This is a genomic window from Streptomyces sp. NPDC037290 (assembly GCF_055603245.1).
Map to the genome: position 1 here is coordinate 1,036,944 of NZ_JBVJVZ010000002.1, position 20,753 is coordinate 1,057,696.

At 71.5% G+C, this 20,753-nt stretch carries 15 protein-coding genes and 1 pseudogene; 5 read left to right on the top strand and 11 right to left on the bottom strand.

Annotated elements, in window-relative coordinates; translation table 11 throughout:
• Nucleotides 1-137 precede the first annotated feature (137 nt).
• From ACZ7HQ_RS10460 to tkt, 7 genes are read right to left on the bottom strand one after another with little or no spacing between them, the layout of a single operon-like run.
• Entirely contained in the window at nucleotides 138-725 is a 588-nt protein-coding gene (locus ACZ7HQ_RS10460; protein WP_470987034.1) for a histidine phosphatase family protein, read from the bottom strand.
• Nucleotides 726-731: 6 nt separating this feature from the next.
• Nucleotides 732-1,610: a phosphogluconate dehydrogenase (NAD(+)-dependent, decarboxylating) gene (gnd, locus tag ACZ7HQ_RS10465; protein ID WP_470987036.1), complete on the bottom strand. Its 879-nt coding sequence runs from the start codon at nucleotides 1,608-1,610 to the stop codon at nucleotides 732-734.
• Nucleotide 1,611: 1 nt separating this feature from the next.
• Nucleotides 1,612-3,273: a glucose-6-phosphate isomerase gene (gene pgi / locus ACZ7HQ_RS10470; protein ID WP_470987038.1), complete on the bottom strand. Its 1,662-nt coding sequence runs from the start codon at nucleotides 3,271-3,273 to the stop codon at nucleotides 1,612-1,614.
• A gap of 1 nt (nucleotide 3,274) precedes the next feature.
• Complete coding sequence (gene opcA, locus ACZ7HQ_RS10475) at nucleotides 3,275-4,201, bottom strand: glucose-6-phosphate dehydrogenase assembly protein OpcA (RefSeq protein ID WP_470987039.1); 927 nt, start codon at nucleotides 4,199-4,201, stop codon at nucleotides 3,275-3,277.
• Complete coding sequence (zwf, locus tag ACZ7HQ_RS10480; RefSeq protein ID WP_470987041.1) at nucleotides 4,198-5,805, bottom strand: glucose-6-phosphate dehydrogenase; 1,608 nt, start codon at nucleotides 5,803-5,805, stop codon at nucleotides 4,198-4,200. The genes opcA and zwf overlap by 4 nt, the downstream gene beginning before the upstream one ends.
• A complete protein-coding gene (gene tal / locus ACZ7HQ_RS10485; protein ID WP_470987042.1) occupies nucleotides 5,802-6,947 on the bottom strand; it encodes a transaldolase in 1,146 nt (381 codons plus the stop codon). The genes zwf and tal overlap by 4 nt, the downstream gene beginning before the upstream one ends.
• Nucleotides 6,948-6,979: 32 nt before the next feature.
• On the bottom strand, nucleotides 6,980-9,055 hold the full coding sequence (gene tkt, locus ACZ7HQ_RS10490) for a transketolase (protein ID WP_470987044.1): 2,076 nt from the start codon (nucleotides 9,053-9,055) through the stop codon (nucleotides 6,980-6,982).
• A 146-nt stretch (nucleotides 9,056-9,201) separates the two neighbouring features.
• Between tkt and ACZ7HQ_RS10495 the strand changes: the two genes are divergently transcribed.
• Nucleotides 9,202-10,092, top strand: a complete 891-nt coding sequence (locus ACZ7HQ_RS10495; protein ID WP_470987046.1) for a helix-turn-helix domain-containing protein — start codon at nucleotides 9,202-9,204, stop codon at nucleotides 10,090-10,092.
• Between the two features lie 26 nt (nucleotides 10,093-10,118).
• On the opposite strand, the gene ACZ7HQ_RS10500 is transcribed toward ACZ7HQ_RS10495, so the two are convergent.
• A complete protein-coding gene (locus ACZ7HQ_RS10500) occupies nucleotides 10,119-11,531 on the bottom strand; it encodes a glycoside hydrolase family 16 protein (RefSeq protein ID WP_470987048.1) in 1,413 nt (470 codons plus the stop codon).
• Between the two features lie 743 nt (nucleotides 11,532-12,274).
• Between ACZ7HQ_RS10500 and ACZ7HQ_RS10505 the strand changes: the two genes are divergently transcribed.
• Complete coding sequence (locus ACZ7HQ_RS10505) at nucleotides 12,275-12,982, top strand: hypothetical protein (RefSeq protein WP_470987050.1); 708 nt, start codon at nucleotides 12,275-12,277, stop codon at nucleotides 12,980-12,982.
• A gap of 8 nt (nucleotides 12,983-12,990) precedes the next feature.
• The gene (locus tag ACZ7HQ_RS10510) at nucleotides 12,991-14,187 is read left to right on the top strand and encodes a S8 family peptidase (protein WP_470987051.1); all 1,197 of its coding nucleotides are present in this window, start codon (nucleotides 12,991-12,993) and stop codon (nucleotides 14,185-14,187) included.
• Between the two features lie 323 nt (nucleotides 14,188-14,510).
• Here the strand turns inward: ACZ7HQ_RS10510 and ACZ7HQ_RS10515 are convergent, their stop codons facing one another.
• Nucleotides 14,511-15,284, bottom strand: coding sequence for a DUF4981 domain-containing protein (locus tag ACZ7HQ_RS10515; protein ID WP_470987053.1), 774 nt, complete (start codon nucleotides 15,282-15,284; stop codon nucleotides 14,511-14,513).
• Between the two features lie 177 nt (nucleotides 15,285-15,461).
• Here ACZ7HQ_RS10515 and ACZ7HQ_RS10520 point away from each other — a divergent pair.
• Nucleotides 15,462-15,752: pseudogene (locus tag ACZ7HQ_RS10520) on the top strand (DeoR family transcriptional regulator); the annotation flags it as partial.
• Nucleotides 15,753-15,835: 83 nt separating this feature from the next.
• A complete protein-coding gene (locus tag ACZ7HQ_RS10525; RefSeq protein WP_470987055.1) occupies nucleotides 15,836-17,173 on the top strand; it encodes a 6-phospho-beta-glucosidase in 1,338 nt (445 codons plus the stop codon).
• Nucleotides 17,174-17,617: 444 nt separating this feature from the next.
• Here ACZ7HQ_RS10525 and ACZ7HQ_RS10530 read toward each other — a convergent pair whose 3' ends face one another.
• Both ACZ7HQ_RS10530 and ACZ7HQ_RS10535 read right to left on the bottom strand, forming a co-directional pair.
• Nucleotides 17,618-19,303 (bottom strand): carbohydrate binding domain-containing protein, encoded by a 1,686-nt coding sequence (locus tag ACZ7HQ_RS10530; protein ID WP_470987056.1) that lies wholly within the window; start codon nucleotides 19,301-19,303, stop codon nucleotides 17,618-17,620.
• 122 nt (nucleotides 19,304-19,425) lie between these two features.
• Nucleotides 19,426-20,535, bottom strand: a complete 1,110-nt coding sequence (locus tag ACZ7HQ_RS10535) for an ATP-grasp domain-containing protein (RefSeq protein WP_470987057.1) — start codon at nucleotides 20,533-20,535, stop codon at nucleotides 19,426-19,428.
• Nucleotides 20,536-20,753 lie beyond the last annotated feature (218 nt).

Sequence of the window (20,753 nt, forward strand, 5' to 3'; positions counted from 1 at the left end):
CACTTTGCGATAACCCTCCGTTTACCCCTACTGCCCAACAACTCGGGCTAGCACGGATAGGCTCCCCCGCACGCCCGCGCCCTTCCCCACCAGGGGTGAACCGGGCCGCGGGCCGAGCGCGTCGAGAGGAGGGGCCGTTACGGCCGTCCGTTCCACTCGGCGATCACGGGCCGGCCGTGCTCGGTGGAGAGCCGGCTGACCGTCCCCGTGGCCAGCTGGAACAGCCGGCCCTCGGCGGGCGCGAGACCCAGCCGGCGGGCGGTGAGCACGCGCAGGAAGTGGGCGTGGGCGACGAGGACCACGTCCCCCTCCGCCAGGGCCGGGGACACGCGGGCCAGCACCCGGTCCGCGCGGGAGCCGATCTGCTCCGGTGACTCGCCGGGATGCCCGGCGGGGCCGGGCGGCACGCCGTCGGTCCACAGGTCCCAGCCGGGGCGCGCCCGGTGGATGTCGGCCGTGGTGACACCCTCGTAGCCGCCGTAGTCCCACTCGTGCAGGCCCGGGTCGGGCACGACCGCGGTCAGGCCCGCCAGTTCGGCGGTGCGTATCGCGCGGCCCAGCGGGCTGGACAGGGCGAGGGCGTAGGTCCGGCCGGTGAGGAGCGGGGCGAGGGACTTGGCCTGTTCCTCGCCGTGCTGGGTCAGGGGCAGGTCGGTCCAGCTGGTGTGCTGTCCCGACCGGCTCCACTCCGTCTCACCGTGGCGGACCAGCAGGAGGTCCCCCACGGCGGTTCAGTCCTTCTTCTCGACCGCGTGGCCGCCGAACTGGTTGCGCAGCGCCGCGATCATCTTCATCTGCGGGGAGTCGTCCTGGCGGGAGGCGAACCGGGCGAAGAGGGAAGCGGTGATCGCGGGCAGCGGGACCGCGTTGTCGATGGCCGCCTCCACGGTCCAGCGGCCTTCGCCGGAGTCCTCGGCGTAGCCGCGCAGCTTCTCCAGGTGCTCGTCCTCGTCCAGGGCGTTGACCGCGAGGTCGAGCAGCCAGGAGCGGATGACGGTGCCCTCCTGCCAGGAGCGGAACACCTCGCGGACGTTCTCCACCGAGTGCACCTTCTCCAGCAGTTCCCAGCCCTCGGCGTAGGCCTGCATCATCGCGTACTCGATGCCGTTGTGGACCATCTTCGAGAAGTGCCCGGCGCCGACCCGGCCCGCGTGGACATAGCCGTACGGGCCCTCCGGCTTGAGCGCCTCGAAGATCGGCTTCAGCGGCTCCACGTGCTGCTCGTCGCCGCCGACCATGAGCGCGTAGCCGTTCTCCAGGCCCCACACACCGCCGGAGACACCGGCGTCGACGAAGCCGATGCCCTTGATGCCGAGGGCGGCGGCGTGCTTCTCGTCGTCCGTCCAGCGGGAGTTGCCGCCGTCGATCACCGTGTCGCCGGGGGACAGCAGGTCGCCGAGTTCGTCGACGACGGTCTGGGTGGCGGTGCCGGCCGGGACCATCACCCACACATGGCGGGGCGCGTCCAGCTTCTCGACCAGTTCGGCGAGGGACTTGACGTCGGAGACCTCGGGGTTGCGGTCGTAGCCGATGACGGTGTGGCCGGCGCGGCGGATCCGCTCGCGCATGTTGCCGCCCATCTTGCCGAGACCGATGAGACCGAGCTGCATGTCAGTTCACTTCCTGAGCGTTCTTGAGGGTGCGGTAGGCGGCGACGAGGGCCGTGGTGGACGGGTCGAGACCGGGGACCTGCGCGCCCTCGGTGAGCGCGGGCTCGACGCGCTTGGCGAGGACCTTGCCGAGTTCCACGCCCCACTGGTCGAAGGAGTCGATGTTCCAGACGGCGCCCTGCACGAACACCTTGTGTTCGTAGAGGGCGATCAGCTGGCCGAGGACCGACGGGGTCAGCTCGGTCGCCAGGACCGTGGTGGTGGGGTGGTTGCCGTGGAAGGTGCGGTGGGCGACCTGCTCCTCGGGCACATCCTCGGCGCGGACCTCCTCGGCGCTCTTGCCGAAGGCCAGCGCCTGGGTCTGGGCGAAGAAGTTGGCCATCAACAGATCGTGCTGGGCCTTGAGTTCACCGCTCAGCTCGTCGACGGGACGGGCGAAGCCGATGAAGTCCGCCGGGATCAGCTTGGTGCCCTGATGGATCAACTGGTAGTAGGCGTGCTGGCCGTTGGTGCCGGGCGTGCCCCACACCACCGGCCCGGTCTGCCACTGCACCGGCTCGCCGTCGCGCTGCACCGACTTGCCGTTGGACTCCATGTCGAGCTGCTGCAGGTAGGCGGTGAACTTCGACAGGTAGTGGCTGTAGGGCAGGACGGCGTGCGACTGGGCGTCGTGGAAGTTGCCGTACCAGATACCCAACAGGCCGAGCAGCAGCGGGGCGTTGGCCTCGGCGGGCGCGGTGCGGAAGTGGTCGTCCATCAGCCGGAAGCCGTCGAGCATCTCCCGGAACCGGTCCGGGCCGATCGCGAGCATCAGGGACAGGCCGATCGCGGAGTCGTACGAGTACCGGCCACCGACCCAGTCCCAGAACTCGAACATGTTGTCCGGGTCGATACCGAAGGCGGTGACCTTCTCGGCGTTCGTGGACAGGGCCACGAAATGCCTGGCGACCGCCTTCTCATCACCGCCCAGCCCGTCCAGCAGCCACTTCCGCGCGGAGGTGGCGTTGGTGATCGTCTCGATCGTGGTGAACGTCTTGGACGCGACGATGAACAGCGTCTCGGCCGGGTCCAGGTCCCGGGTCGCCTCGTGCAGGTCGGCGCCGTCCACGTTCGACACGAACCGGAACGTCAACTGGCGTGCGGTGTACGGGCGCAGCACCTCGTAGGCCATCGCGGGGCCCAGGTCCGAGCCGCCGATGCCGATGTTGACGACGTTCCTGATGCGCCTGCCGGTGTGGCCGGTCCACTCGCCGGAGCGGACCCGGTCGGCGAAGCCGGCCATCTTGTCCAGCACCGCGTGCACCTGCGGCACCACGTTCTCGCCGTCGACCTCGATCACCGCGTCCCGCGCGGCGCGCAGCGCGGTGTGCAGCACGGCCCGGTGCTCGGTGACGTTGATCCTCTCGCCGCGGAACATGGCGTCCCGGAGCCCGAACACGTCCGTGGCGGCGGCCAGCTCGCGCAGCAGCCGCAGCGTCTCGTCGGTGACCAGGTGTTTGCTGTAGTCGACGTACAGGTCGCCGACCCGTACGACGTACCGCTCGGCGCGGCCGGGGTCCGCCGCGAACAGCTCGCGCAGGTGCGGCTGCCCCTGGGCGCGGTGGTCGGCGAGAGCCGCCCACTCGGGCCGGTTGCTGAGCTTCGGGAACTCGGGCTGTGCCATCTCAGGCGTTCTCCTTGGCGGCCTCGCCCTTGAGGGCGATGGCGTACATCTCGTCGGCGTCGAGGCGGCGCAGCTCCTCGGCGATGAGTTCGGAGGTGGGGCGGACCTTCAGCGCCAGGGTGCGCGGCGGCTGGCCCGGCAGGGTCAGGGTCGCGAGGGGACCCTCGGGGCGGTCGATGACGACCTCGCCGTTCGCGGTGCCGAGGCGTACGGCCGTGACGACCGGTCCGGCGGTGACCACGCGGTCCACGGTGACGTTCAGCCGGGCCTCCAGCCAGCGGGCCAGCAGTTCGGCGCTGGGATTGTCCGCCTCGGCCTCGACGGCCGCCGAGGTCACCTTCGCCCGGGCCTGGTCCAGCGCCGCGGCCAGCATGGACCGCCACAGCGTCAGCCGGGTCCAGGCGAGGTCGGTGTCGCCGGGGGCGTAGTTGCGGGCGCGGGTCTGCAGGACCTCCATCGGGCGCTCGACCGCGTACAGGTCGGTGATCCGTCGCTGGGCCAGTGCGCCGAGCGGGTCCTTCGACGGGGTGTCGGGCGCCTCCACCGGCCACCACACGACGACGGGCGCGTCCGGCAGCAGCAGCGGCAGGACGACCGAGTCGGCGTGGTCGGACACCTCACCGTAGGTGCGCAGGACGACGGTCTCGCCGGTGCCCGCCTCGGAGCCGACCCGGACCTCCGCGTCCAGCCGGGAGTGGGTGCGGTCGCGCAGGGTGCGGGCGTGCCGCTTGATCACGACCAGGGTGCGCGAGGGGTGCTCGTGCGAGGCCTCCTCGGCGGCCTTGATCGAGTCGTAGGCGTTCTCCTCGTCCGTGACGATGACCATCGTCAGGACCATGCCCACGGCCGGGGTGCCGATGGCGCGGCGACCCTGCACCAGCGCCTTGTTGATCTTGCTTGCCGTGGTGTCGGTCAGGTCGATCTTCATGGCCTGCGCCAGCTCCGTCCGTCTCGTGCGAGCATCTCGTCCGCTTCACTCGGTCCCCAGCTGCCCGACGCGTACTGCGCCGGCCTGCCGTGCGCCGCCCAGTACTCCTCGATCGGGTCGAGGATCTTCCAGGACTCTTCCACTTCCTGGTGACGGGGGAACAAATTCGCGTCGCCGAGCAGCACGTCCAGGATGAGCCGCTCGTACGCCTCGGGGCTCGACTCGGTGAACGACTCGCCGTAGGCGAAGTCCATCGACACGTCCCGGATCTCCATCGAGGTGCCCGGCACCTTCGAGCCGAACCGCACGGTCATGCCCTCGTCCGGCTGGACGCGGATGACGATCGCGTTCTGGCCCAGCTCCTCCGTCGCCGTGGAGTCGAAGGGGGAGTGCGGGGCCCGCTTGAAGACCACCGCGATCTCGGTGACCCGGCGGCCCAGGCGCTTGCCGGTGCGCAGGTAGAAGGGGACGCCCGCCCAGCGGCGGTTGTCGATGCCGAGCTTGATCGCGGCGAAGGTGTCGGTCTTCGACTTGGGGTCGATGCCCTCCTCCTGGAGGTAGCCGACGACCTTCTCGCCGCCCTGCCAGCCTTCCGCGTACTGGCCGCGCACGGTGTGCCGGCCGAGGTCCTCCGGCAGCCGCACCGACTTCAGCACCTTCAGCTTCTCGGTGAGCAGCGCCTCCGCGTCGAACGCGATCGGCTCCTCCATGGCGGTCAGCGCCATCAGCTGGAGGAGGTGGTTCTGGATGACGTCACGGGCGGCACCGATGCCGTCGTAGTAGCCGGCCCGGCCGCCGATGCCGATGTCCTCGGCCATGGTGATCTGGATGTGGTCGACGTAGGACCGGTTCCAGATCGGCTCGTACATCTGGTTGGCGAAGCGCAGCGCCAGGATGTTCTGGACGGTCTCCTTGCCGAGGTAGTGGTCGATGCGGAACACCTGTTCCGGATCGAACACCTCGTGCACGATCGCGTTCAGCTCACGCGCGCTGTCCAGGTCGTGCCCGAACGGCTTCTCGATGACCGCGCGCCGCCAGGCACCCCCGGGCGCGCTCGCCAGGCCGTGCTTCTTCAGCTGCTGCACGACCTTCGGGAAGAACTTCGGCGGCACCGAGAGGTAGAACGCGAAGTTGCCGCCGGTGCCGCGGGAGGCGTCCAGCTCCTCGACGGCGTCCTTGAGCTGCTTGAAGGCGGTGTCGTCGTCGAAGTCGCCGGGGATGAACCGCATGCCCTCGGCGAGCTGCTGCCACACCTCCTCACGGAACGGGGTGCGGGCGTGCTCCTTCACGGCGTCGTGCACGACCTGCGCGAAGTCCTGGTCGGCCCAGTCCCGGCGGGCGAACCCGACGAGGGAGAAGCCCGGCGGCAGCAGACCCCGGTTGGCCAGGTCGTACACCGCCGGCATCAGCTTCTTGCGGGACAGGTCACCGGTCACCCCGAAGATGACCAGCCCGGACGGGCCGGCGATCCGGGGGAGCCGGCGGTCGCGGGCGTCCCGCAGCGGGTTCTCCCAGCCGGCGGGCAGCGCCACCGGGACCTGTACCGCCTCGGGTGCGGGCGCCTTCGGCGCGGGCGCCTCGGCAGCGGGGGCGTTCTCGGTCATCGGGCGTCAACTCCCTTGCTCTTCAGGGACTTCGCTACGGCGTCCAGCAGGTCCTGCCAGGCCACCTCGAACTTGGCGACGCCCTCGTCCTCCAGCTGCTGGACGACCTCGTCGTAGGAGATGCCGAGCCGCTCCACGGCAGCCAGGTCGGCGCGGGCCTGCGCGTAGCCGCCGGTCACGGTGTCGCCGGTGATCTCGCCGTGGTCGGCGACGGCGTTCAAGGTGGCCTCCGGCATGGTGTTGACCGTGCCCGGCGCGACCAGTTCGTCCACGTACAGGGTGTCCTTGTAGGCCGGGTCCTTCACTCCCGTGGAGGCCCACAGCGGGCGCTGCTTGTTCGCCCGGGCACCGGCCAGCGCCAGCCACCGGGCGGAGGCGAAGACCTCCTCGTACGCCTCGTAGGCGAGCCGGGCGTTGGCGAGGGCCGCACGGCCCTTCAGGGCGAGGGCCTCGTCGGTGCCGAGGGCGGTCAGCCGCTTGTCGATCTCGGCGTCCACGCGGGAGACGAAGAAGGACGCCACCGAGTGGACGGCCGACAGGTCGATGCCGCGCTCGCGGGCCTTCTCCAGGCCGGCCAGGTAGGCGGCCATGACCTCGCGGTAGCGCTCCAGGGAGAAGATCAGCGTGACGTTGACGCTGATGCCGAGGCCGATCACCTCGGTGATGGCCGGCAGGCCCGCCCTGGTCGCCGGGATCTTGATCATCACGTTGGGGCGGTCGACGAGCCAGGCGAGCTGCTTGGCCTCGGCGACGGTGGCCGCGGTGTGGTGGGCGAGGCGCGGGTCGACCTCGATGGAGACGCGGCCGTCCCGGCCGGCCGTGCTGTCGTACACGTCGCGCAGGACGTCGGCGGCGTCCCGCACGTCGGCGGTCGTCATCATCCGTACGGCCTCGTCCACGGTGACACCCCGGAGGGCGAGGTCGGTGAGCTGCTCCTCGTAGCCCTCGCCGGTGCCGATGGCGGCCTGGAAGATCGAGGGGTTCGTCGTGACACCGACGGCGCTCCCGCTCGCCACCAGCTCGGCGAGACCGCCCGACGTGATCCGCTTGCGCGACAGGTCGTCGAGCCAGATCGACACGCCCTCGTCGGCGAGGCGCTTGAGGGCTCCGGGGGTCGCGATTGCTTCGGTCACAGTGATCATCTTTCTACGTGCGTCGGTATCGTGCGTCGGGGTCAGGCGCGGGCGGCGGCGAGCGACTCGCGGGCCGCGGCGGCGACGTTCTCGGGGGTGAAGCCGAACTCGGCGAACAGGGTTCCGGCATCCGCGGAGGCGCCGAAGTGCTCGAGGGAGACGATGCGGCCCGCATCCCCCACGAACCGGTACCAGGTCAGACCGATCCCCGCCTCGACGGCGACCCGGGCCCGCACGGCCGGCGGCAGCACCCGCTCGCGGTACTCGCGCGGCTGCTCCTCGAACCACTCCACGGACGGCATCGACACCACCCGCGTGCCGATCCCCTCGGCCTGGAGCTGCTCCCGCGCGGCCACGGCCAGCTGCACCTCGGAGCCCGTCGCGATGATGATCACCTCCGGGACCTGGGTCGAGGACTCGCGCAGCACATAGCCGCCCTTGGCCGCGTCCTCGTTCGGCGCGTACACCGGCACGCCCTGGCGGGTGAGCGCGAGCCCGTGCGGGGCGGGGTTCACGGCGTGCCTCTTCAGGATCTCGGCCCAGGCCACCGCGGTCTCGTTGGCGTCGGCCGGGCGGACGACGTTCAGCCCGGGGATCGCGCGCAGCGAGGCCAGGTGCTCGACCGGCTGGTGGGTCGGGCCGTCCTCGCCGAGACCGATGGAGTCGTGCGTCCACACGTACGTCACGGGCAGCTGCATCAGCGCCGACATCCGGACGGCGTTGCGCATGTAGTCGGAGAAGACGAGGAAGGTGCCGCCGTAGATCCGGGTGTTGCCGTGCAGGGCGATGCCGTTCATCGCCGCGGCCATGGAGAACTCGCGGATACCGAAGTGCACGGTACGGCCGTACGGGTCGGCCTCGGGCAGCGGGTTGCCCTCCGGCAGGAAGGAGCTGGTCTTGTCGATGGTGGTGTTGTTGGAGCCGGCGAGGTCGGCGGAGCCGCCCCACAGCTCGGGGATCACGGGGCCGAGCGCCTGCAGCACCTTGCCGGAGGCGGCCCGGGTGGCGACCGACCTGCCCTCCTCGAAGACCGGGATCTTCTGCTCCCAGCCGGGGGGCAGCTCGCCCCTGCTGATCCGGTCGAAGAGCTCGGCGCGCTCCGGCTGCGCCACGCGCCACTCGGCGATCCGCTTGTCCCAGGCGGCATGCGCCTCGGCGCCCCGGTCCAGGGCGCGGCGGGTGTGCTCGATGACCGCGTCCTCCACCTGGAAGGTCTGCTCCGGGTCGAAGCCGAGGACGCGCTTGGTGGCGGCGATCTCGTCCTCGCCGAGCGCGGAGCCGTGGGAGGCCTCGGTGTTCCGCGCGTTCGGGGCGGGCCAGGCGATGATCGTGCGCATCGCGATGATGGAGGGCCGCTCGGTCTCGGCCTGGGCGGCCCTGAGCGCCGCGTACAGGGCCGGGACGTCGATGTCGCCGTCGGCGGTGGGCTCGACGCGCTGGGTGTGCCAGCCGTAGGCCGCGTACCGCCCCAGCACGTCCTCGGAGAACGCGGTCGCGGTGTCACCCTCGATGGAGATGTGGTTGTCGTCGTAGAGGAAGACGAGGTTGCCGAGCTTCTGGTGGCCCGCCAGCGAGGAGGCCTCGGCGGAGACGCCCTCCTCCAGGTCGCCGTCGGAGACGATCGCCCAGACGGTGTGGTCGAAGGGGGACTCGCCCCGCGGGGCCTCGGGGTCGAACAGGCCGCGCTCGTAGCGGGCCGCCATCGCCATGCCCACCGCGTTGGCGACGCCCTGGCCGAGCGGGCCGGTGGTGGTCTCGACGCCGGCCGTGTGCCCGTACTCCGGGTGGCCCGGTGTCCTGGAGCCATGGGTCCGGAACGCCCTCAGGTCGTCCAGCTCCAGCTCGTAGCCCGACAGGAACAGCTGGGTGTACAGGGTCAGCGAGGTGTGGCCCGGCGAGAGGACGAAACGATCCCGGCCGCTCCACTCGGGGTCCGCGGGATCGTGACGCATCACCTTCTGAAAGATCGTGTACGCGGCAGGTGCCAGGCTCATCGCCGTGCCCGGGTGGCCGTTGCCCACCTTCTGTACCGCGTCAGCCGCCAGAAGGCGGGCGGTGTCCACGGCGCGCCGGTCGAGGTCGGTCCACTCGAAGCCATCGGGAGTCAGCGTGGTCATCTTCAAGAAGTCCTCGTTCAGTGCGGAATTGCTGGCCTGACGCGTTCAAACTTAAAAGTCTGACTTTTTTGGGGAAAGGTCGGGGTGTGTCAGCCTGTGGTGAATCTGGGACAGCGATCGCGCGACAGGGACGGCACGAAAAGGACATGACCGACAGAAGATCCCGAGCCGGTGGCGACGGCATCAGAACCTTCCCCTTCCCGGCCGAACTGGCCGTCGGCGGCGTCGGCATGCAGATCGGCCCCATGGGGACGGACCGCACCTGGCACGCCGACGCCCCCCTGCACCGCGTCCACCGCATCGACTTCCACGTCGTCATGCTGTTCACCGACGGCCCCGTACGGCACATGATCGACTTCGCCGAGTACGACGCCGGCGCCGGCGACCTGCTGTGGATCCGCCCCGGACAGGTCCACCGCTTCTCCCGCGACACCGTGTACCGCGGAACCGTCCTGACCATGCAGCCCGGCTTCCTGCCCCGCGCCACCGTCGAGGCCACCGGCCTGTACCGCTACGACCTCCCGCCCCTGCTGCACCCCGGCCCGGCGCAGCTCACCGCACTGCAGGACGCCCTCGCCCAGCTGCGCCGCGAGTACGAGGACACCGCGACGCTCCCGCTCAGCCTGCACACCGCCGTCCTGAGGCACACCCTCACCGCGTTCCTGCTGCGTCTCGCGCACCTCGCGGCCAGCTCCGCCGAGGTCTCCCGGCAAAAGACGGACAGCACCTTCACCCGGTTCCGGGAGGCCGTCGAGCACGGCTTCGCCGCCAACCACAGCGTCAGCGCCTACGCCGACGCCCTCGGTTACTCCCGCCGCACCCTCGTCCGCGCCGTCCGCGCCGCAACCGGCGAGACCCCCAAGGGGTTCATCGACAAGCGCGTCGTCCTGGAGGCCAAACGCCTCCTCGCCCACACCGACATGCCGATCGGCCGCGTCGGGGCGGCCGTGGGCTTCCCCGACGCGGCGAACTTCACCAAGTTCTTCCATCTGCACACCGGTCAGACGCCGGTGGCGTTCCGGGCCGAGCTGCGCTGAGCGGTGAAGGCTCCGGCCCCGGGTGATCAGTGACCGAAGTCGAACCAGTTCACGTTCACGAAGTCGGCCGGCTGGCCGCTGGTGAAGGTCAGGTAGACGTCGTGCGTGCCGGTGACCGCGCTGATGTTGGCCGGCACCGTCCGCCATGACTGCCAGCCGCCGGTGTTGCCGACGGCGAAGCTGCCGACGGGCGCGTTGCTCCGGCTGTCCAGCCGCACCTCCACCAGCCCGCTCACCCCTGACCCGGCCCCGCTCGCCACGCGCGCGGAGAACTGGGTGGCCGGTGTGGAGCCGAAGTTGACGCCCTTGTAGAGCGCCCAGTCACCGTTCGCGATGTATCCGATGTCCTGGCCGCCGCCGCTGTCCGTCGTCGTCTCGGTGCTCACGCCGGACTGGCTGTCGTAGGACTCGGCCTGGACGGCGCTGTAGGCGTCGCGGTTGCCGGACGGCGGGGGAGTGGTGCCGCCGCCGCTGCCCGAGGACTGCAGGACCTGCACGTAGTCGACGGCCATCGGGTGCCCGGGCTCCGTGGCACCGGTCGGACCGCCGCCGAACGCCCCCGGGAAGCCGCCGCCCATCGCCACGTTCAGGATGACGAAGAAACCGTGGTTCGTGGCGTTGGCCCAGGTCGTCGCGTCCACCTGGTTCGCCGTGACGGTCTGGTAGTTCACCCCGTCGACGGAGAAGCGGATCGCCTCCGGGCTCACCGAGCGGTCCCACTCCATCGTGTAGGTGTGGAAGCCCGACTGGCACGTGGTGTTCGGGCAGGCGGTCGAGTTGCCGAGGCCCGTCGTCTCGTTGCACGGGCCGCCGGGGTTGGTGCCGCAGTGCATGGTGGCCCAGGTCTTGTTCAGACCCTGGACGTTCTCCATGATGTCCAGCTCACCGACGCCCGGCCAGTTCTGGTAATTGCCGCGGTATGGGGCGCCCAGCATCCAGAAGGCGGGCCAGTAGCCGGCGGCCGCGTCCCCGGTCACGTTCGGCATCTGGATGCGGGCCTCCACGCGCAGCTTGCCGCCGGCCGGGGGCTGGAAGTCGGTGCGGGTGGTCTCGATCCGCCCGGAGGTCCAGTTGCCGGAGGCGTCGCGGCGCGGCGTGATGAGCAGGTCGCCGTTGCCGTCCAGGGCCACGTTGTTCGTGCTCGAGGTCATCGTCTCGACCTCGCCGGTGCCCCAGTTCGCGGCACCGCCCGGGTAGGAAGTGCCGGTGTCGTACTGCCAGTTGGCGGTGTTGACACCGGACCCCGCGGCGCCGTTGAAGTCGTCGAGGAAGACCTGGGACCAGCCGGAGGGAGGGGTGGGGGCGGTGGCGTTCGCGGGTGCGGTGGCGGCCGTGGCGGCGGCCGCGGCCAGGCCGAGCGTGGCGGCGACGGCGACGAGCGCGCGCCGCAGAGGGTGCCTTGGCGGGCGGGGTCTGGGTATGCCGGAGGAGTCGCGCATGGGGAGGCCTCTCGGGTACGGGTGCGGTGTGCGGGTGTCCCCGCAGGGCGCTCCCGAGGTGATCTGAGAGCGCTCTCAAGGGTGTCGCCAATGTGCTCCCCACCTCAGCGGCCGTCAAGACTTGAAACAAGGAAAGTCCCGTCCCGGCCGGGGAGTTCACCGAGTGAAGCCTCCCGGTGACCGTCCGGCCGAACCGCCGCCTCCACGCTCTCCACCAGGCACTTTCAATGAGATCGTTATCTGAACTCCACGGGCGGATCACGCCTTGCGTCTGCGAAGGCCATAAGCTGTGCGGAGATTCGCGGGGGCGCCGAAGAGGTGCGCGAGTGGCTGAAGTTGTGCCTCGCTGCATCCTGGTGTGCAGGTCACTTGAGGTGTGGGCTCTGTCACGTGAGCCGGACAAGTCGTCGTGCTCCCTCGCAGATTGACCTGTGAGAGGGAACCCCATGTCTTACCCCCCGCCGCCGGGAAGCGGCCATCCGTACGGGCAGCCGCCCTCGCAGAGCGGTTGGCAGCCGCAACCCCAGTGGCAGGGTCCGGCCCCCGTGCCGCCGCCCATGCCGGCGGCGCCCCCGGGGCCGCCGCCGGCCTACGCCCCGGCCCACCCGGGACCCCCTCCGTACGGTGCCTACCCCCCGGCCCACCCGGGACCCCCTCCGTACGGTGCCTACCCCCCGCCGGCACATCCCGTGCCCGGGCCGCCGGCACCCCCCTCGGGCCAGGGACACGCCGCCCGGAAGGTCATGGGTGCTCTGCTCGGCGCCCTCGGTCTGCTCGGCCTGCTCGGCGGCGGAGCGCTGGCGGCACACGCGTACGGCAACAGCCGGCAGTCCGTGCCCAACTCCGAGGCCTACGGACCGGTGCTCTGGCGCGACGAGCCCGTCGGCCGCCTCTTCCCGGCGACCATCGGCGAACCGCCCGACCACACCTACCAGGCCTCGGACGAGAAGGTCGCGCAGTGGAGCCGGATGGGAGTCTCCGAGGACACCTCGTGCTCCACGGGCCTGAGCGGAGAGACCAGGAAGACCGCCCAGCGGCTCGGCTGCAAGGCCGTACTGCGCGCCACGTACACCGACGTCAGCGGGGAGATGGTCGCCACGGTCGCGATCATCGTGCTGCCCCGGGGCGGAACCGCCGCACAGCAGATGGGCGAGTACCTCGACAACCAGCAGTCGGCGGACGTTCCCGACGCCGCGGTGGTCCCGCTGCGGGTCCCGGGCACGCTCGCGGCGAAGTGGCAGGAACGCAGGCGCAACGGCATGGGCGGCACCGGCCTGGGAGACGACTTCCCCTACGCCGTCGCCGTCACCACGGGCGCCGTCGACGGGCGCGCCTCCTCCACCCTCTCCAGCGGCTTCGAGGGGAACGACGCGGACAGGCAGCCCTGGATGGACGAGGCCAAGGCCCTCAGCGAGACGTTCCACACCCACATCCTGAACCTGGCAAGGTGAGACCCGCAGTGAAGCTCAAGACGATACGCGCCACCTGCACCGCGGTCGCCCTCGCCGGTCTGCTGTGCACGCTGGCCGCCGCCCCCGCGCAGGCGGCGACGCCGGTCGGCTGGGAAGGCGACGCCCTCGGGCTGACCGCGGCGCAGCGGCAGAGCCGGGGCGAGGGCGTGACGGTCGCGGTCCTCGACAGCGGTGTGGTGGCCGGTCACCCGGCCCTCAAGGGCAGGGTGACCACCGGACCCGACTACCGCAGGGACGGACTGCGGCCCGGGGACCGGGACTGGGGACAGCACGGCACCGCCATGGCCTCGGACGTCCTCAAGGTGGCCCCCGGGGCCAGGATCCTCGCCGTGCGGGTCACCTCCGACAAGGACGACGAGAAAACCGACGAGAAGGACTTGGCGGAACTCCGCAAGCGGGGCGGGAGCCCGGCCGCCCAGGGCATCCGTTACGCCGTCGACCACGGTGCGGACGTGATCTCCATGTCGTTCGGCAGCGCGGACGGCTTCAGCACCTACGACGACGAAGAGACCGAGGCCGTGGCCTACGCCGTCCGCAAGGGCGTGACGCTGCTCGCGTCGGCCGGCAACTCGGGTGACAAGCTCAACGACAACTCCTACCCGGCCGGTTACCCCGGCGTGATCGCGGTGGCCGCGACCAAACCGGGCGGCCGGCGCGCCGGCTTCTCCACGGTGCACACGTACAACGACGTCGCGGCGCCCGGTGTCGGCATCGCCGGCGCGCGGAACACCGGCGGCTACCTGAAGATGAACGGCACCTCGCCGGCCTGTGCGCTGGCCGCTGGCGTCGTCGCGCTCATGTACGGGAAGAACCCGAAACTGACACCGGCCCAGGTGAACGACGTCCTGATCGCCACCGCGCACCGCCCCGCGCAGGGCGGCAGTGCCCTGCTCGGCTACGGGCCGGTCAACGCCGCCGCGGCGGTGAGGGCCGCCGCCTCGCCCCCCAAGGACGGGACGGCCCCGGTGACGTACCGGGGCAAGGAGCACCTGGCGGCTCCGGACGGCACCCCGAGGACGAAGCACGCGCCGCTGGAGCAGGGGCTGTGGATGACGGGCCTGGTCGCCGCAGGCGTCGGACTGGCGCTCCTGGTCGCGGGCGTACTCCTCGCACGGTCGGGCCGCCGCAGGGCACCGGCCGGAGCGACGGACATGACACAGCCCCACGGGCCCTTCCCGGGCTGAGCCTTCCCTCTCGCCGCCGGGCCGTCGGCGTCGCGCCACCGGAGATCAGACTCCGGCTGCACGATCTGGACCGCCCCAGGGTCGCCCCAGGCAGCCTCGGGTCGCTCCGGGTCACCCGGTCACCCCGGCTCACCCGGTCACCCCGGGTCACCCCGGGGCGTTCCGGATCGCGCGCCGGAGAGACTCCCCGGCCGATGCCCGGCGGCGCCGCCGGCCCGAAGCCGCCCTCACCACCCTGTCGTGACCCCGTACGGCCGCCCCGGACCGAGGACGGCACATGAACGGATCCCCGGCGAGCGTCGTCGAGGCCGCCTTCCGGACGTCTACGGCAGCTGCGGCACGCGCAGGTGCCGGTTCCGGCGGCGGACGCCGGGCGGGAGGCCGTGCCCGGGAAAGATGCCGGGGCCGTACCCGGCGGCGTCGACGGTCATCCGGCCGCCGTCCTGCCCGGCCGGCACGACCTCGCGGACCAGCGCGTCGAGCCCCCGGGCCGGCCGGCGCGGCACCGGGCCGCCCGGCTCCTCGCCGTCGACTTGCGCGGGCCGGACCACGGCGACGTCCGCGGCCGTGGCGACATTCGCGTCCGTGGCGATGTCCGCGGCGGGCCCGCGCAGTCGCATCCGCGCCACGCACACCTCGCTCCCGCGCGGCGCCCCCGGCCGGTCCTCGGCCACGGTCACCCGCAGGCTCAGCCAGGCCTCGCCGCCGTCGCGCGGGACCTGGAACGGCAGCGGCACGGCGGCCGTCTCGCCCGGCCGCAGACCGGGCAAGAGGGCGGGCCCGGTGAGCGTACGGCCGTCGGCGAGGCACAGTTCCCACACGCCGGTCAGCCAGTCCAGGCCCCGGAACCGCTGGTGGTTGCCGAGGACGACGCCCTCGTGCCGGTGGCACCGGATGCGCACCGGCGGCGCGCTCTCCCGGCGCTCGGACCCCGGGTGTCCCGGAGCGCGCTCGGGGCCGACCGCCCGGTCCTCGGCGAACGGGCCGTCATGCGCGGCCCCCTCGACGTCACCGCCGTACGCCCAGCGGTCGCGGCCGGACGAGGCGACACCGTTGACGTGGGTGCCGGTGCGTCCGGCCGGTCTTCCGTCGCTCACGCGCTGCAGAATTCCGCGGCCCCCCAACTCCCGGATGACGCCGGACTGAAGGCCCGGCGTGGACTCGATGGCCGCCCAGTGGTGGGTGCTGGCGCAGGAAGCGCGCGCTGTCGGTCCGGGAGGCGTCCGCAGAAGCGAGCATGGAGTTGCCCGGAGACGACGATTAGTGTTCCTGCCGTGCCGGCAGAGCGACGACATCGACTCATCCCGGGCGTCCCGCGCCCCGGTCGCGGCGCCGCCGTGACCGAACTGTCCGAGCGGCTTGGCGCGAGCCCGGCCACCGTCCTCCGTGACCTGGCCGGACGGGAGGATGACGGCCTGCTCACGCGCGTCCTCGGCGACGCGGTCGCCGAGGCGGGCGACCAGCCGTTCGCCGAGGTGTACGTCACCGGGAGGGACGCCGTCGCGGCCCGCGCGGCGGCGATGGTCGGCGACGGCCGGACGGTCCTGTCGGCCATCGGCACCACGCCGGTGGACCCGGCCACCCGGTCCGCCCTCCAGGAGGCACGTGTCGAGGTGGTCGGAGCGGGAGTTCCGGGAAGGGTGCAGACGTGAAGCTGACGATTCTGGGCGGCGGCGGATTCCGGGTGCCGCTCGTGTACGGAGCCCTGCTGACGGACCGCGCCGAAGGGCGGGTCACCGAGGTCGTCCTGCATGACCTGGACGACCGTCGACTGTATGCAGTGACCCGCGTACTGGACGCACAGGCCGCGGGCCTCCCCGACGCGCCCCGGGTGACCGCCACCACCGACCTCGACCAGGCGCTCGCCGGCGCCGACTTCGTCTTCTCGGCGATCCGCGTCGGCGGGCTGGAGGGCCGCGCGAACGACGAGCGGGTGGCCCTTGCCGAAGGCGTCCTCGGCCAGGAGACCGTCGGCGCGGGTGGTATCGCCTACGGCCTGCGCACCGTCCCCGTCGCCGTCGACATCGCCCGGCGCGTGGCCCGGCTCGCCCCGGACGCCTGGGTCATCAACTTCACCAACCCGGCCGGCCTGGTCACCGAGGCCATGTCCCGGCACCTCGGCGACCGCGTCATCGGCATCTGCGACTCGCCCGTCGGCCTCGGCCGTCGTATCGCCCGCGTCCTCGGCGCCGACCCGAAGGAGGCCTTCATCGACTACGTCGGCCTCAACCACCTCGGCTGGGTGCGCGGCCTGCGCGTCGCCGGACGCGACGAACTCCCGCGCCTGCTCGCCGACCCCGCCCTGCTCGGCTCCTTCGAGGAGGGCAGGCTGTTCGGTGTCGACTGGCTGCAGTCGCTCGGCGCGATCCCCAACGAGTACCTGCACTACTACTACTTCAACCGGGAGGCCGTACGCGCCTACCAGCAGGCCGAACAGACCCGGGGTGCCTTCCTGCGCGACCAGCAGGCCCGGTTCTACGCCGAGGCCCTGCGCACGGACGGGTCCGCGCTCGACGTGTGGAACCGCACCCGCGCCGAACGCGAGGCCACCTACATGGCCGAGAACCGGGAGAGCGCCGGCGCGGGGGAGCGCGAGGCCGACGACCTGGCCGGGGGCTACGAGAAGGTGGCGCTGGCGTTGATGCGGGCGATCGCCCGGGACGAGCGGACCACGCTGATCCTCAACGTGCGCAACCGGAGCACCCTCGCGGCGCTCGACGCCGACGCGGTCATCGAGGTCCCCTGTCTGGTCGATGCCAACGGTGCCCACCCGGTGGCCGTCGCCCCGCTGCCCGGCCACGCCACCGGGCTGGTCTGCTCCGTCAAGGCCGTCGAGCGCGAGGTGCTCGCCGCGGCCGAGTCCTGCTCCCGGCAGACGGCCGTCAAGGCCTTCGCTCTGCACCCCCTGGTCGACTCGGTCACCGTGGCCCGCAGGCTGGTCGAGGGCTACACCGAGGTCCATCCTGGCCTGGCGTACCTGAACTAAGCGTTTCCACCGCTCCCCCCCGCCCGCCTCTGCGGTCAAACTCGCCCTGGCCGGCGCCCAGGTCACCGACCTGCTGGAGGGGCCGTTGGCGGACGCGGAGGCCGACCCGGACGGCTCGGTCCCGCTCGCGCTGCGGCCCTTCCAGATCCTGACCCTGCGTCTGCGGCGGGCCGGGGCGCGCCGGTCGTAGGCCGCGCGATCCCGGCCGTACGAACGCCTGCCCGGCGTCATCGCCTCGCGTGGTGACCACCGGGCCGGCCGGTCGCTCCCCGTGACCGCGACCGACCGACCCGTTCCCCCGTGGATTCCCCCGTCGCTCCCCCGTCGTTTCCCCCGTGGATTCCCCCGTTACTGTCATGAAGAGTCGCGAGGCCGCGCCCTGATACACCCCGGCGGAAAAAAGATGTCCCCCGGTCCTGGAACCGGGGGACACCGAGGGCGGGCTCAGCCGGTGAACCCGGCCGTGATCGAGGTGAACTGCCAGTTGTTCTGGCTGATGCCGGAGCAGTTGCTCACCACGCCGCCGCCCGCGCAGGGCCGGTCACGGTTGACCGACCAGAAGGCGAGCCGCGCGATGTGGTGGGAGTTCGCCCAGTCCCGGATCTGGGTCCAGATCGCCGGGGTGGTCGTCTCCTGCTGGTCCGACAGGCCGTTCATGCCGGAGATGCCGATGTGGGCGTAGGCGGTCGCGTCGTCCCAGCCGAACGTCGACTTCAGCTTGTTCTTCAGACCGTCGGCGGCGTTCACGGTGTTGCCGTACATGTCCGAGCCGCCGCCGAAGTCGAACGGCATGATGGTGAACACGTCGATGTCCGCGCCGAGCGACTGCGCCTGCTCGATGAGCCGGTTGCCGTAGTACGTCGGCCCGGTGGTGGAGGTGCCGAAGGTGACGATCGTCCTCAGCCCCGGGTTGTCGGCCTTGACCGTCTTCAGCGCGGTGAGGATCTTCGCCCGCACGGCCTCGTTCTCGAACTCGTCCGTGTTCTCGATGTCCATGTCGACGGCCTTCAGACCGTAGGCGTCGATCACCTTCTGGAGGGCGCCGGCGAGCGCTGCCGCCGAGGAGCAGTTGGCGCCGAGCTTGCTGCCCTGCCAGCCGCCGAAGGACGGGACGATGTCACCGCCCGCGGACCGGACGGCGTTGATCGCGCTCTGGTCGGCGCCGCCGGTGAGCGGCCGGCTGCCGTCCCAGGCCGGGGTGCAGCCGCCGGCGTCCAGCACGAACGCCATCGTGAACCACTTGATCCCGGTCGCGCTCATCACCGTCGTAGGGCTCGGCGGATCGCCCCAGCCCTCGTACAGGTACGGCGCGGCCTGCTTGAACCCGGTGCCGCCGCCGCTGCCCGTGTTCGTGGTCACGGAGACGGAGTTGGAGGCGCCCGAGACGTTCCCGGCCGCGTCGTGTGCCTTCACCGTGAAGGTGTACGACGTGCTGGGCGACAGGCCGCTGACCGTGGCGGACGTGCCGGAGACGGTCAGCACCCGGCTGGAGCCGCTGTAGACGTCGTAACCGGTTACGCCCACGTTGTCCGTGGCGGCGTTCCACGACAGCGAGACGCTCGAGGAGGTCTTTCCGGTCGAGGTCAGTCCCGTGGGCGCGGTCGGCGCCTGGGTGTCCCCGCCGCCCCCGCCGCCCGGTCCGTCCAGGCTGATGTCGTCGGCCCAGTACGTGCCCTGGGCGTACCAGCCGTGGACGTAGAGGGTGGCGCTGGTCTGCGAGGCACCGGTGGTGAAGGAGACGCTCAACGGGCTGTACGCCGTCGGCGACGTCGTCCAGGTCGAGGCGCCGCCGTTCACGCCCAGGTACACGTAGCTGCCGCGTACCCAGCCGCTGAGGGTGTACGTCGTGTTCGGCTGGACGGCGACGGTCTGGCTGCACTGCGCGTTGTCGCTGTCGGTCGCCGCGCCCTGCAGAGCCTTCGAGCCGCTGTGCACGGGGGAGGAGACGACCGAGCCGAGGCTGCCGGTGCAGGTCCAGGGGGAGAGGCCGCCGGACTCGAAGCCGGGGTTGGCGAGGATGTTGGCCGCCTGAGCGGTGCCCGGAAGGGCGATGGCCCCGCCGGCCGCGAGGGCGACGGAACCGAGCAGAGCGAGAAGCCGACGTCTGTGACGTCCGAGTGGATTGCGCACGCGATCTCCCTGTGGGGATGGGGTGTTCGGGAGTGCACGGCTGTGCGGAGGTGCGCCCATGAATGTGGTATGGACCAATCCTGCTGTCAAGGAAAGAAGCAGAATTGGTCCATACCGGCGGACTAGAGCGGCAGGGCCTCCACCGCCGAAGCCGCCTGCGCGGGCACTGCCGGAAGGGTGATCTCCGCCTGCCGCTGGCGAGGCAGTGCCACCGGCAGAAGCGATCGCGGCCCCGAAACCACCGTGTAGTCCTGCCCCAGGAACGGCGGCTCGACGACCCCCGGATCCTCACCCAGCGCCAACTGCACAGCGGCCCAGGGCGCGTTCACCCCGCACAGCGACAACTGGTGCAGGCCTCCCGAGGGCCTCGTGTTGACATCCAGCAGCACCGGCCGGTCGCCGAGCATGCGGAACTGGACGTTGGCCAGGTGGTGCACCCCGAAGCCCTCCACGATCAGCCGGGCCGGCTCCAGCCACCGTTCGTCCAGGGTGAAGCCCCGCCGGCGGCCGTTCTTGGTGCGGCCCACCGCGAGCCGCAGCCGGTTGTCCGGGCCGGTCAGGCAGTCCACGGACACCTCGGGCTGCTCCAGCCGCGGCATCACCAGCCAGTCCACCGGCTCCCCGGCCCGCCGCAGCGCCTCGACGGCCAGGTCCAGCTGGACGTACGGGCTCGGGAAACCCGCGAGGTTCGCCAGCGAGAACGGGGCGCGGGTGATCATCCGGAAGCCGACCCCGCCGGCACCGGCGGCGGGCTTGAAGCACGGCTTGTACCCGGATGACTCCAACTCCCCGACGGCGGCGAGGAGTTCGTCCGCCGTGCGGACCCGCCACCAGGGCGGCACCGGGACCCCCACCGAGCGGGCCGCCTCGTACGCGGTCGCCTTGTCCTCGAACACGGCCACCGCCTCGGGAGTCGGCGCCAGCAGCGCCGTACCGACCGCGGCGAACTCCGCGCGGTGCGTCACGATCGCCGCCTGGTGCAGCCGGGGCACGAACACGTCGATGCCGCGCCGGGCGCACTGGTCGAGGGCGTACTCGACGTACGCGGCCGGGGACAGGCCCTCCGGCTCCAGGTCGGCGGTGTCGGCGGCGGCCAGCACGGGGGAGTCGGGGTCCCCGTGCGTGGCATGGATCTCCACCGCGCGGTCGCTGGGATTTCTGCGCACCTGGTCCATGAAGAACACGTTCTCCGCGTACGTGCGGTTGAGCCAGACGCGTACGCGAGAGAGCATGCAGGCCGCCTTTCAGGGTTTTCGGGCAGGGCGCAGCGGCCCGTGCCCGGGCAGGAGGGAGGAAGGGACACCAAACAACCCCTGCGGGAAGGGAGATGGGGTGCCGGTGTCGGGCCGATCATACGGCTTTCAAGAGCCTGTGCGTGCAACGCGCGGGTTACGGATCGCCGTGCTCCGCCCGGCCGGGTCGGCTCTTGTCCGCTGTCCGGGAATGTGTT